The sequence below is a fragment of the Ilumatobacter sp. genome (assembly GCF_965215205.1).
GTDB lineage: Bacteria > Actinomycetota > Acidimicrobiia > Acidimicrobiales > Ilumatobacteraceae > Ilumatobacter_A.
On the sequence record NZ_OZ244049.1, the window covers coordinates 3,068,051 to 3,081,407 of the forward strand.

The following is a 13,357-nucleotide window of genomic DNA, read 5'->3' on the forward strand; positions in this document are numbered from 1 at the left end:
TGCACCACCGCCTGCCAAGCTCGGCGGATGACGACCACCCCCGAGCCGGTCGGCGACCCGGCCGGCTCCGCCGAGCCACGGCCGAGGATGATCATCGACTGCGACCCCGGGCACGACGACGCGGTCGCGCTCGTCGTGGCCGCGCACCTCGCCGACGTCCGCGGCGTCGTCACCGTCGCCGGCAACGCCGACATCGACCGCACGACGCGCAACGCCCTCGTGATGCGCGACCTGATCGGCCTCGACGCCCCCGTCCACCGCGGGTGCGTCCGGCCCCTGCTCGTCGAACCCAGCCCGGCGGCGTTCGTCCACGGGGAGTCCGGCCTCGACGGAGCCGACCTCCCCGAGCCGACGACGCCGCTCGACGGGACCGACGGCGTCGAGTTCATCATCGAGACGTGCCGCGCCGAGGAGGGCACGTGGCTCGTCCCCGTCGGGCCGCTGACCGACATCGGCCTCGCCTTCCGCCTCGCGCCCGACCTGCCCGGGTGCATCGCCGGGGTGTCGCTGATGGGAGGTGGGAGCTTCGGGAACCGATCGCCGGCCGCGGAGTTCAACATCTGGGCGGATCCCGAGGCGGCCGCCGTGGTGTTCGACGCGTTCGATCCGTCGACCCCCGGGGCGGCGGCGGGCGAGCTGATCATGGCCGGGCTCGACGTCACCCACCGGTTCCAGGTCACCCCGGAGCGGATCGCCGCGATGCGGGAGGTCCCGGGGCAGCTGACCGGGCTGCTCGTCGGCCTGTTCGAGTTCTTCACCGAGACGTACCTCGCCCGCCACGACGACGGGGCGCTGCGCGGCGCGGCGCTGCACGACCCGCTCGCCGTGCTCGCGATCACCCACCCGCACCTGTTCACGTCGCACCGGCGCCACGTGGTGATCGAGACGCGCGGCGAGCACACCGCCGGGATGACCGTGATCGACGAGCGCGACCTGCGCGAGCGCGCCGAGCCGAACTGCTCGATCCTCACCGACGTCGACGCCGACGCGGCGTTCGCGCTGGTGCTCGCCGCGGCGAGCGCCTGTCCCTGAGCTCGCTTCGGCGGCGCCTCCGCGATCGCGCCCCGGCCGTGCGCAGCGGTGCCCGCGCCGACCCCCGGTGCCGTCGCACGCCGAGTCGTAGTGTGATCCGGGTGAGCGACACGTTCCCCCGGCAGTCCGCGCGAACCCAGCGCTTCACCCTCGGCGCGCCGCGAGACGTCACGGTCTCGCCCAACGGCCGACGGGTCGTGTTCCTCCGGTCGACGGCCGGCGACGACCCCGTCAACTCGCTGTGGGTCCTCGACGTCGCCACGGGCCGGGAGCGCCTCGTCGCCGACCCCCGGACCCTGCTGGGGGGCGCGGACCCCACCGACGGCGACATCGACGACGCCGAGCGCGCCCGACGCGAGCGAGCGCGCGACGGCACCTCGGGCATCGGCTCGTACGCGACCGACCGCTCCTGCGAGGTGGTGGCGTTCGCCCTCGACGGACGGCTGTTCACCGCGGGGCTGCTCAGCGGCCGGGCGCGCGCCCTGCCCGTCGACGGCCCGGTGTTCGACCCCCGCCCGGACCCCACCGCGTCGCGCCTCGCGTACGTCAGCGGTCGCCGACTCGTGCTCGGCGAGCTCGACGGCACGACCCGGGTGCTCGCCGGCGACGATCCGAAGGAGCGCGACACCGTCTCGTGGGGTGGCGCGGACTTCGTCGCCGCCGAGGAGATGGGTCGCGATCGTGGGTTCTGGTGGAGCCCCGACGGTCGCTCGATCGTCGCCTGCCGGGTCGACGAGGGGCCCGTCGAGTCGTGGACGATCTCCGATCCGGCGCGACCCGCCGAGGCGGCGCGCACCGTGCGCTACCCCGCGGCGGGCACGGACAACGCGATCGTCACCCTGCACCTGTTCGACCTCGACGGGACGCGCCGCGAGATCGACTGGGACCGTGGGTTCTTCCCCTACCTCGCCTCGGTGGACTGGTCCGACGAGGGCCTGCTGATCTCCGTGCAGTCGCGCGACCAGCGCGGGTCGATGGCGATGCGGGTCGACCTGGGCGCGTGCGAGGCGGTCCCCCTCGCGAGCGACTACGACGACGCGTGGATCGAGAACGTCCCGGGGGTCCCGCGGCTGCTCGCGGGCGGGCGGCTCCTCACCGCCTCGGACCGTGACGGGGTCCGCCGCCTCCACGTCGACGACGACGCGGTGACGTCGATGGATCTGCAGGTGCGGTCGGTGATCGCGGCCGCGCCCGACGACCGGGGCGCATCGACGCGGATCACCTTCCGCGCGAACGACCTCGACCGGCCCACCGAGGTGCACGTCTGGACCGTCGACGTCGGCGACGGCGCGGACGGCGCGGTCCGCGGCGGTGCAGCCGGCCCCGACGTCGACGCGCCGCGGCGGTGGACCGAGGAGCCCGGCGTCCACACCGCCGAGGTCGGGGGATCGACGACGGTGATCCGCTCCGTCGTGCTCGACGAGCCGGGCGCCACGTTCCGGGTGCTCGTCGACTCCGACGAGGTGGCGCGGATCGCCACCCACGCCGAGGCGCCGTCGTTCTCGCCGAACATCTCGTTCTCCCGCTCCGGGCCGCGCGACCTGGCGACCGCCGTGCTCCTGCCGACCGGTCGCGACCCCGGCGACGACGGGCTGCTCCCGGTCCTCGTCGACCCCTACGGCGGGCCGCACGCCCAGCGCGTCGTCGCCTCCCACGACGCGCACCTCTCGTCGCAGTGGTTCGCCGACCAGGGCTTCGCCGTCGTCGTCGCCGACGGCCGCGGCACCCCCGGCCGCGGAGCGGAGTTCGAGCGCGCCGTCCGCGGCGACCTCGCGGGTCCGCCGCTCGACGACCAGATCGACGTGCTCGAGGCGGTCGCCGAGCGCACGGGGGTGCTCGACCTCGACCGGGTGGCGATCCGCGGGTGGAGCTTCGGCGGCTACCTCGCCGCGCTCGCCGTCCTGCGACGCCCCGACGTGTTCCACGCCGCGATCGCCGGGGCGCCGGTGACCGAGTGGCGGCTGTACGACACCCACTACACGGAGCGCTACCTCGGCGATCCCTTCGCCGAGGGCGGAGCCGCCGCCTACGACGCGAGCTCGCTGCTCCCCCTCGCCGCGGACCTCGTCCGACCCCTGCTGCTGATCCACGGCCTGGCCGACGACAACGTCGTCGCCGCGCACACCCTGCAGCTCTCGTCGGCCCTGCTCGCCGCCGGCCGTCCCCACGAGGTCCTGCCCCTCGTCGGGGTGAGCCACATGACCCCCCAGGAGGTCGTGGCGGAGAACCTGCTGCGGCACCAACTCGACTTCCTGGCGCGTGCGCTCGGGCTCGATCTGGGAACATCGTCCGCGACGACCTCCGGGAGCCACCCGGTGGCGGGGAGGAGGCGACCGTGAACCGACGACTCGACGAGCTGTACCGAGGGGTCGCGGTCCACGCGACGGCGGGGTCCGAGCACCGGGCGGCCCTCGAGCTGCTGTCGCTCGTGATGCTCGCCGACGATCGCATCGACGACGCCGAGGTCGAGGTGATGCGCGAGATCGCCGCCGAGTGGCGCGACGACGACCGGGCCTTCGAGGAGCACCTCCGACCGGCGATCGCCGCGGCCCGCACCGCCCTCCAGGACGACACGATCGACGCCTTCCTCGACGGGATCGACGCGTCGATCAACAGCCGCGTCCTGCGCTCGGCGCTCTTCTCGGCGGCGCGCGACATCGCCGGCGCGGACGACGACGTGAGCCCGGCGGAGGGGTCGATCCTCGCCGAGGTCGCCGTCCGCTTCGACTGACACCCCGACCGACGCCACCGCCGTGCGAGACGCTCCCCAGCTGATCACCTACGCCGACCGGTTGGCCGCCGACGTCGCCGGCGTGCACCGACTGCTCAGCGGTCCCCTCGCCGGGGCGTTCGGCGGGGTGCACCTGCTCCCGTTCTTCGTCCCGATCGACGGCAGCGACGCCGGGTTCGACCCCGTCGACCACACCGCGGTCGACCCGCGCATCGGCGCCTGGGACGACGTCGCGCACCTCGCCGACGACCTCGACGTGATGTCGGACCTGATCGTGAACCACGTGTCCAGCGGGTCGGCGCCCTTTCTCGACTGGCTCGCCCACGGCGACGACTCCGACCACGGCGCGATGTTCCTCACCCCCGAGCGGGTGTTCGGTCACCTCCCGACCGACGCCGAGACCGCAGCGATCCACCGTCCCCGCCCCACGCCGCTGTTCCACCCGGTCACCTTCGACGACGGGTCGTCGCGGCTGGTGTGGTCGACCTTCACCCACGAGCAGATCGACATCGACGTCGAGACCGAGCAGGGGTGGGGGTACCTGACCCGGATCCTCGACCGCTTCGCGGACGCCGGGATCGCCCAGGTGCGGCTCGACGCGATCGGGTACGCGATCAAGCGCGCCGGCACGTCGTGCTTCATGATCCCCGAGACCTTCGACTTCGTCGACCGCCTCGCCGCCGCCGCCCGCGACCGCTCGATGTCGGTGCTCGTCGAGATCCACGGTCACCACCTCGACCAGATCGCCGTCGCCGAGCGCGTCGACCGCGTCTACGACTTCGCGCTCCCCCCGCTGCTGATCGACGCGATCTCGACCGGTGACACCGCCCCCCTCGTCGACTGGATCCGGGTGCGACCGACGAACGCGATCAACGTCCTCGACACCCACGACGGCATCGGCATCGTCGACGTGGGCCTCGACCCGCACGACCCGGCGCGGCCCCCGCTGCTGGCCCCCGAGCGGATCGACGCGCTCGTCGAGGGAATCCACGAACGCACCGGGGGCGCGAGTCGGCGGGCCACGGGGTCGTCGGCGTCCAACCTCGACCTGTACCAGGTCAACTCGACCTTCTACGACGCCCTGGGTCGCGACGACGCGACCTACCTCGCGGCCCGCCTCGTGCAGCTCATGCTGCCCGGCATCGCGCAGGTGTACTACGTCGGGCTGCTCGCCGGGTCGAACGACGTCGACCTGCTCGAGCGGACCGGTGTCGGCCGCGACATCAACCGCCACCGCTACACCCCGGGCGAGGTCGACGACGCGCTGCGGCGCCCCGTCGTGCGCGACCTGCTCGACATGCTCCGGTGGCGTGCCTCCGACGAGGCGTTCGGCGGGGAGTTCGAGCTCGTCGACGCCCCCGCGGGCGCGCTGCGGATGCGGTGGAGGAACGGCTCGGCGACGGCCGACCGCACGGTGCACCTCGCCACCGGCGAGGTCGTCGTCCACTGACCGGCGCCGGACCGCTCAGGCGCCGGGGCGCCGAGCGGAGGTGACCCGGTCCGATCCCGACAGGTCGCTGCGGGTGCGCACCTCGACGTAGCCGGCCGACGCCATCAGCGCACGCACGCGCGGGCCCTGGTCGTGGCCGTGCTCGATCACGCAGGATCCCCCCGGTCGCAGCCGAGCGATCGCGGCGGGCACGATCTCGCGGATCGCGTCGAGGCCGTCGGCGCCGGCGAACAGCGCCCCCGGAGGTTCCCAGTCGCGCACGATCGCCTCGAGCTCGTCGGAGGCGTCGGCGACGTAGGGCGGGTTCGCGACGATCACGTCGAAGTCCACCCCGGCGGGCAGCGCGTCGCACCACGAGCCCTGCGCGATGCGCACGTTCACCGCCGCCCGACCGAGGCCGGCGAGGTTCGCCTGCGCCACCGCCAGCGCGTCGGACGACACGTCGGTCATCCACACCGTGGTGCCGACCACGGGGAGCTCGTCGGCGAGGGCGAGCGCGATCGCCCCCGACCCGGTCCCGAGGTCGGCCACCACCCGGGTCGGACCGGTGGCGGACGCGAGGTCGACGGCGACCTCGACCACGGCCTCGGTCTCCGGGCGCGGGATCAGGACGCGACGGTCGACGGCGAGGTCGAGGTGGCGGAACCCCCACCGCCCGAGCACGTACTGGATCGGTTCGCCGAGCCGGGCGCGCTCGACCATCGAGTCCAGGTGCCGCACCATCCGGTGCGTCGGGTGGTCGTCGAGCATCGAGTCGAGCTCGGCGGACGAGACCGACGCAGCCGTCTCGCACATCCAGCGCGCGTGGGCCCGGCCGCCGACGGACGACGCCGTCTCGGCCAGCAGGCTCCTCCACGTCACGACCGGCGACGGGTCGCTCACCGACCCGCCCCCTGCGATCGACGCGAGCTCACCGCGCCCCGCCACCCGTGACGCCGCCGTGCGGGCCGGCGCCCCCGACGTCGCCTCCCGCGCCCTCGGCGAGCAGGCGGGCCCGCTCGTCGGCGGCCAGCGCGTCGACGACGGCGCCGAGGTCGCCGGCGAGCACGTCGGAGAGGCGGTGGACGGTGAAGCCGATGCGGTGGTCCGTCAACCGGTTCTCCTTGAAGTTGTAGGTGCGGATCTTCTCGCTGCGCCCACCGCCGCCGACCTGGGAGCGCCGCTCGCGCGAGAGCGACTCGGAGCGCTCCGAGGTCGCTCGCTCGAACAACCGGGCGCGCAGCACCTTCAGCGCCCGGGTGCGGTTCTGCAGCTGGGACCGCTCGTCCTGCATCGTCACCACCACGCCGGTGGGCAGGTGGGTGATGCGGACCGCCGAGTCCGTCGTGTTCACGTGCTGCCCTCCGGCGCCGCTCGAGCGGTAGACGTCGACCTGGAGGTCGCGCTCGTCGAGGTGGACCTCGACGTCGTCGACCTCGGGCAGCACCGTCACCGTCGCCGACGAGGTGTGCACACGGCCCTGGCTCTCGGTGGCGGGGACTCGCTGCACCCGGTGCGGACCGCCCTCGTACTTCATCCCCCGCCACGCGCCGTCCCCGCTGACCTCGAAGGTTACGTCGCCGTACCCACCCCGCTCGCTCACGCTCGACGACAGCGTGGACACGTCCCAGCCGCGCGAGGTGGCGAACGCCCGGTACATCTCGTACAGGTCGCGCGCGAAGAGGTTCGCCTCCTCCCCGCCCTCGGCACCGCGGATCTCGACGATCACCGGACGACCGTCGTGGGGGTCGTCGGGCAGCATCGCCTCGCGCAGCTCGTCCTCGAGCACCTCGAGCTCGGCCGTCGCCGCGTCGATCTCTTCGACGAGCATCCGTCGGTCGTCTCCCGTGGCGCCGTCGAGCATCTGGCGCGCCGCCTCGGCGTCGGCGCGCCGGGCGGCGTGGCGCCGGTACGTCGCGACCACCGGCCCGAGGTCGTTGTACCGCTTCGAGGCGACGCGCAACCGGTCGGGGTCGGCGAGCACCGTGGGGTCGGCGAGCTGGTGCTCGAGCGTCTCGTGCTCCTCGACGATCTGCGCCAACCGGTCCAACATCGGACCGTCGAGGCTACTGCGCGGCCGGTGCGGCCCCGTCGAGGGTCCCGGTGCGCACGGGCCGCGAGATCAGGTCGAGGAGGTCGCGGGTGATCGGGACCAGGTCCCGCTCCGGGAGCACGACGACCACGTCGGCGTCGGGCGGCGCGCCGTGCGCGATCCCCTCGGCCACGAGCACGTCCGCGACGAAGGGCGCGAGGTCGAGGTCGACGCCGGCGGAGAAGACCGCGAGCACCCGGCCGCCCTCGTGGTCCACCCCGTGGGCGACGCACGGCTCGGCCTGCTTCATGCTGCGTCGGACGACCGGAGGCTCGGCCGGCGCGAGGGAGCGCAGACCGAGCGACGAGGGATCGAGCTGGGCCCGCCACCGCAGGAACCGCTCCGGCGCCATCCGGTTGAGCGGGTGGCGCGCCGTCGCGCTGCTGCGGTGCTCGGTCACGGCGGCGACGACCCGGGCCAGCGCCGCCGGCGCCGGCTCGTCGCCGTGCACCAGTCGGAACGCCTCCCGGTCGTTCGCGCCGACCCCCACCTCGAGGTGCGCCCCGTCCGACGGCGCCGGGCGATCGTGGTCCGGCCCGGGCGAGCCCTCCGGTGCGTCGACGAGGTTGCCGGTCGTCGGCTCGTCGACGACGCGGCACACCTCGAGGCCGCGCACCTCGCCGGTCACCACCCCGTGCTCGACGTTGGCCGTGGCGCCGGCCGCCTGGATCGCCTCGACGTACTCCAGGTGCCGGAGCTGCGGTTCGACGCGCTCGACGACCTCGGGCACCACCGGCAGCAGCAGGCGGTCCTGGGCGAACCAGACCGAGACCGGGAAGTCGAACGCCTGGGCACGCCGTGCGATCGTCCCCCCGCCGCGATCCGCGATCACGTCCAGCGACGACGCCCCGTGTCGCACCGCCCACGCCAGGGCCGCTCCGAGACGGCGCTCGGCGGGGCCGTCGATCAGCACCCAGGCGGCGTCGTCGACGACGAGCGCCGCTCCGGCGCCGAACGGCTCGGCCGGGCGCTCGACCGCGACGCCGAGGTGGCCGGCCACCAGCGCGCGCAGCTTGATCGCGAGCAGGCCCGCTCGCCGGTCGGGGTCGGGGCCGTGCTCGTCCACACCGGCGACGCTAGCGACGACCGGGCGCTCCGTCAGAGGAAGGCGGCGGTGACGTCGGCCAGGAGGTGGACGTCGCCGAGGTGGTTGTAGACCCGGACCCGCCCCCCGTCGCCGAGCTTGGCGATCACCAGGTTCGCCGACACCTGGCCGGGGTCGGGGTTCAGGCTCGACGCCGTCGGCCGGGGCTCCCCGTCGGGGTAGATCGTCAGGAACGTACCTCGCGAGGGACGCACCGCCGACACGTTCAGCGCCACGGCCGACGCGGACGACGGCACCCCGCCGCGACCGGCGACCTGCAGCACCACCTCGCGGCCGGCGCCGACGCGAGCCGCCGGGGCACCGTTCCCGGACCGCGTGTCGAGGAGGCGGGCGGGGGCGACCGGGGACAGGCGCGACCCGCCGGAGGCGAAGCACCCGACGACGTCCGCGACGAGGTCGACCCGGCCGGAGCTGACCTCGAGATCGATCCGACCGCCGGACCCGACCTTGCACATCACCAGGTTCGGCACGTTCTCCCCGGCTCGCAGCGACAGGTTCGCGACCAGGGGGCGCGCCCCCGACCCGGTCGGCCACACCGTCAACCAGCCGTCGGTCGTCGGGCGCACCGAGGTGACGTTGAGCACCACCGTGTCGACGCCGGAGACGGGCACCCCGCCGCGCCCGAGCACCTCGAGCGAGAGCGGCTCGCCGCCCCGGGCGCGCCGGGCCGGGGCGCCGACGCCGATGCGCGTGTCGAGGATGCGCGCCGGCGAGAGGGGGACCATCCGCGACGCGGTCGTCGTGGCGAAGTAGCCCATCGCATCGACCGTGACGTGGACGTCGGAGCGGTCGTTGTAGAGGCTGATCGTGCCGTCGGCGCCGACGCCGACCACCGACATGTTCGGCACGACGGCCCCCGCCCGCGGGTTGAGCGCCGAGGAGTTCGGCCGAGCCGTGCCCGACGGGAAGGCGGCGATCCACGTCTCGCCACCGGGCCGGATCGAGGTGATGTTGACGGACACGGCGGTGACCCCGGTGGCCGGGATCGACCCGGCTCCGGCGACGCGCACGCGCACCGTCTCGCCGGGGCCGATCCGGGTGGCGCGCCCGCCGAGGCCGGTGCGGCTGTCGTAGATCCGCTCGGGCGCGATCCCGACGAAGTCGCCCACCACGGAGGTGGGGAACGTCGGATCCGAGCTCGGAGCCGCCGCGAACAGCCCCAGATCGGTGAACGACCCGACGACGTCGGACGCCCCTCCTCCCATCCACCCGTCGAGGACGGAGCCGTAGTAGTCGGCGAGACCGACGTGGGTCGGCATCCGCTCCCATCGGCGCAGGCCGGCCAGCGACGGCCGCTGGCCGTGGAAGCCGCCGCGCACCGCCGATCCGAGCACGAACTGCGGCGCCGACGATCCGTGGTCGGTCCCGCGCCCGTCGTTCGCGTGCGATGTCCGGCCGAACTCGGAGAAGGTCATGACCGTCACGCGGTCCTCCCACCCCGGGCTCAGAGCCGAGAAGAAGCTGCGGATCGCGTCGTTCAGCTCCCGCATCCGGGCCGGGTGCTGATCGGGTTGGCCGGCGTGGCTGTCGAAGTCTCCGAACCCGGCGGTCACCACCCGGAACCCGAGGTTCGCGTTGATCAGGCGGGCAGCCACGTCGAGCTTGCGCGCGATCTCGCTCGCCGGCCGGGCGTCACCGTCGCCGGGGAGCTCCGGCGCGAGCGCGGCGGCGACGTCGAGCTGGTCGATCTGGGCCTGCCCGACCCGGCCGAGCCACGACGATCCACCGGCGCTCGCGATCGTGCGCACGGTGTCGAACAGCGCCCGGTCAGCCTCGCGACGCCACTCCCGGGGCACGCCGAACTCGGGCGTGGTGGTCGGCACCGTCGTCGCCACCGCCGCCCGCCCGATCATGTGCAGGGGCAGAGCCTGGCCGACCTCGGCTGCGGCGAACAGGTCCTTCGACCCGGCCAGGTATCCGTCGAGCCAGCGCCCGATCCACCCCGATCCACCGAAGCCCGCGGTCACGCCGGTCATCCACTTCGCCATCGAGTTGAAGTGGCTGAAGTCGTCGAGGCCGTGGCCCACGCCCTCCACGATCGCCAGGTTCCCGGCGTCCCAGAACCGCTTCAGCTCGGTGAGCTCCGGGTGCAGCCCGGTCGTCCCGTCGAGGGGGAGGGTCTCGCCGGCTCCGAGCGCGAGCGCACCGTGCTGGTCGTGGTAGGTGCCGTCGCCGTGGGGGACGACGGTGTTCAGCCCGTCGTTGCCCCCGTACATGCCGATGACCACCAGCACCCCCTCGTCGGCGCCGATCGGCCCGAGCGCCCAGGTCGAGGGGTCGTGGCCGAGGGCCGCGTCGAGCAGTGAGGAGCCCGGCCCGGCGACGAGGCCCGCGCCGAGCCCCATCCCGACCATCTGGAGGAACCGTCGGCGGTCGAGGGTCGTCGGGTCGCCCGCCTCGGGTCGGTGGAGGTGGCGCAGGGCACCGGCGGTGGAGATGTCGGGATCAAGCATGGCGTCCTCAGGCGATGTGCATGTCGGGGGCGGTCAGAGCGAGCAGCAGGGCGTCGAGGCGGTGCTCTCCGTGCACCTGGGCGTGCGACAGGTGCCCGACGATCCCCCTCCGGGTCGAATCCGAGATCGGCGACGCCGGCCCGGTCGAACCCGAGGAGTCGGTGAGGTGGGTGAGGCGCAGGACGCGCTCGACCACCTCGGCAGACCCGCTGGCCTTCATCCACTCGTCGCTCAGGCGACCTCCGGGAAGATCGAGGTAGCGGTCATCGCCGCTCCACGTCCGGCGCTGCAGGTCCCATATGAACCCCTGGGCGAGGCGTTGGCGGGCACCCATCGCGCTCGCGTTCACCCAGTAGCCGTTCGGCTTCCATCCGCTGACGTTCGGTGGGTAGAGGAGCTGCTGGCCGGTGCGCTCCAGCACCCACAGGGGTCCGGTCTGCGATGAGCCCAACCCGGTCGCGACCATCAACGCGACCGCGTACTCGACCGGCTGGCGCACGAGTCCCGTGCGGGTCGCCGGCGCGTAGAAGTCGTCGTGGGTCAGCATCGCCCGGACCCACGGGCGGATGTCGAACCCGTTCGAGATCAGCGCCGAGCGCATCGCGGCCGCGACGCCCGAGGGGACCCGGCCGCTGGCGGCCTCGCCGAGCTCCTGCCACAGCTTGCGCGAGAGGAAGTCAGCCGCCACGACGTCGGAGCGGTCACCGGCTGGGCTCCCGGCCGGGATCGTGCCGGCGCCCAGCGGGCCGGTTCCGAGGATCACCTCGATCACCTCGTTGCCCGCGTTCGAGCGCGCACCGACGTTGATCGTGCGGCCGAGGAAGGCGAGGGCCCCGCCGTGGTGCTGGTCGTCGCGGTAGACGTACTCGTCGATGTCCCACCTGCGCTGGCCGTGACCGGTCCACGCCGAGGTCGCGGCCTCGACGTCGGCCTCGGTGTAGTTGCCCACGCCGAGGAGGAACAGCTCCATCAGCTCGCGAGCGAAGTTCTGGTTCGGCGACGACGCACGGTTGTCGACGTTGTCCAGGTAGCGCAGCATCGCGATCTGGATCGACATCGTCCGCACGAGCTCGTCGACGTTGCCGCCGTTCGCCGCCGGGCCGAGCCCGCGTCGTCGGAAGAGGTCGATCTGCTCCTGCATCGCCGGGGCCGAGTTGACCTTCCCGAGCTCCGAGCACAGGTGGCCGTGCCAGAAGAACGCCATCCGCTCGGCGAACGGACGCCGCGCCCCGGCCATCTGGTCCATCCAGTGCGCGACGATCGCCTGACCCCGGCGCCAGGTGCTGTCACCGGTGAGCGACGCGCTCGGCGGATCGGCCGACACGTCCATCACGTCGTCGACCGCCGCCCCGATCGAACCCAGGGTCAGGAGGTGCGCGACCCGTGCGGGTCGGTCGACGAACTCGGTCCGCCGCAGCAGGTGGCGGACGTTCGCTTCGTTCAGTTCCGGCACTCTGGTCCTCCGGTCGACGTGGGCGGGACGTGGCGACACCGACGCGACGGGCGCCCCCCGTTCATCGGCACCGCCCCCGCCCGGGTTGAGCACCGTCCTCGACGCGATCTCGTCGCCGCGGTCGCGATCTCGGCGCCCCTGGTGCTGTCGGGCCGCCGGGCACCGTCGCCGAGACGAGCGCCCGACGACGCGGTCAACCGCGCCGGTCCCCGATCGAGCCGCCGCCGTCGACCGGTCGTGCCCAGTCGGTCTCCACGACCCGCTCGCCGACGCGCACCTGCTCGAGCAGCGACGCGAGCTGGGCCGCGTCCGCGTACCCGGACACGATGGCGGCGACGTCCCTCCGCCGGTCGAGGTCCCACGTGAGGTCGTCGTCGGTCGCGAGCAGGACGGTCGGCACGGCGCGACCCGACGCGACGATGCGGTCGACGGTCCGCACCAGCGACGGCGAGCTCACCGATCGATCGACGAGGAGGACCCCCGCTCGCTCCACCAGTGGCGACGGGGGACGGGCCACGGCGATGCGCGGCGCAGCGCGAGCAAGCATGGCCGTGACCCCGGCGATCACGAGGTCGGCGTCGCTCACGAGGCCCACGTGCCACCGCTCGTGCGCTCGGGCGGCGGGACCGGGGATCGGCTCGACCGGACCCGACCGTGACGGGTTACTCGGCACCGTCACCTCGTCGTCGACGACGCCGAGCGGCTCGCCGACGCCGTCGGGGATCGCGTGGTGGGTGGTGGGCCATGGCCGCCCTTCGATGGCGTGGATCACGACACAGGTCGTGGGCGCACCGCCGGGGGCCGGGGCGGGTGATCGCGCTGTTCGGCTACGCGGAGCGATCGAACCCCGGTGGGCGAGCACGGTGCTCCGTCGCCGACCGGTCCCCATCGGCGAAGCACGATCGTACGCCCGGCGCCGATCGACGCGCAAGCCGATCACCGTCCATCACCGTCTCCCCCGGTCGTCACGAGCTTCGTGGAGCCGCCGGCGGCATCGGCGCCGCGGCCCGAGGGTGGTCCCGCCGCGCCGACGTGCGCGCCCCCACGAGCGACTGCGTCGAC

General features: G+C 73.9%; 10 protein-coding genes. 4 read left to right on the forward strand and 6 right to left on the reverse strand.

Annotation, left to right across the window (positions count from 1 at the left end; translation table 11 throughout):
* Positions 1-27 precede the first annotated feature (27 nt).
* The 4 genes from ACOOHC_RS14250 (at position 28) to gtfA (ending at position 5,213) form a co-directional block, all read left to right on the forward strand.
* A complete protein-coding gene (locus tag ACOOHC_RS14250; protein ID WP_420451071.1) occupies positions 28-1,032 on the forward strand; it encodes a nucleoside hydrolase in 1,005 nt (334 codons plus the stop codon).
* 101 nt (positions 1,033-1,133) lie between these two features.
* Positions 1,134-3,371, forward strand: a complete 2,238-nt coding sequence (locus tag ACOOHC_RS14255) for a prolyl oligopeptidase family serine peptidase (RefSeq protein WP_420451072.1) — start codon at positions 1,134-1,136, stop codon at positions 3,369-3,371.
* Positions 3,368-3,763, forward strand: a complete 396-nt coding sequence (locus tag ACOOHC_RS14260) for a TerB family tellurite resistance protein (RefSeq protein WP_420451073.1) — start codon at positions 3,368-3,370, stop codon at positions 3,761-3,763. Before ACOOHC_RS14255 ends, ACOOHC_RS14260 begins: the two co-directional genes overlap by 4 nt.
* 22 nt (positions 3,764-3,785) lie before the next feature.
* On the forward strand, positions 3,786-5,213 hold the full coding sequence (gene gtfA / locus ACOOHC_RS14265) for a sucrose phosphorylase (protein WP_420451074.1): 1,428 nt from the start codon (positions 3,786-3,788) through the stop codon (positions 5,211-5,213).
* Between the two features lie 15 nt (positions 5,214-5,228).
* Here gtfA and prmC read toward each other — a convergent pair whose 3' ends face one another.
* The 6 genes from prmC to ACOOHC_RS14295 form a co-directional block, all read right to left on the reverse strand.
* Positions 5,229-6,095, reverse strand: coding sequence for a peptide chain release factor N(5)-glutamine methyltransferase (gene prmC, locus ACOOHC_RS14270; protein WP_420451075.1), 867 nt, complete (start codon positions 6,093-6,095; stop codon positions 5,229-5,231).
* Between the two features lie 28 nt (positions 6,096-6,123).
* Positions 6,124-7,245 (reverse strand): peptide chain release factor 1, encoded by a 1,122-nt coding sequence (gene prfA, locus ACOOHC_RS14275; protein ID WP_420451076.1) that lies wholly within the window; start codon positions 7,243-7,245, stop codon positions 6,124-6,126.
* 13 nt (positions 7,246-7,258) lie between these two features.
* Positions 7,259-8,350: a hypothetical protein gene (locus ACOOHC_RS14280; protein ID WP_420451077.1), complete on the reverse strand. Its 1,092-nt coding sequence runs from the start codon at positions 8,348-8,350 to the stop codon at positions 7,259-7,261.
* A 32-nt stretch (positions 8,351-8,382) separates the two neighbouring features.
* Positions 8,383-10,842, reverse strand: coding sequence for a DUF1501 domain-containing protein (locus ACOOHC_RS14285; protein ID WP_420451078.1), 2,460 nt, complete (start codon positions 10,840-10,842; stop codon positions 8,383-8,385).
* 7 nt (positions 10,843-10,849) lie between these two features.
* Positions 10,850-12,295 (reverse strand): DUF1800 family protein, encoded by a 1,446-nt coding sequence (locus tag ACOOHC_RS14290; RefSeq protein WP_420451079.1) that lies wholly within the window; start codon positions 12,293-12,295, stop codon positions 10,850-10,852.
* 193 nt (positions 12,296-12,488) lie between these two features.
* Positions 12,489-13,067, reverse strand: a complete 579-nt coding sequence (locus tag ACOOHC_RS14295) for a hypothetical protein (RefSeq protein WP_420451080.1) — start codon at positions 13,065-13,067, stop codon at positions 12,489-12,491.
* Positions 13,068-13,357 lie beyond the last annotated feature (290 nt).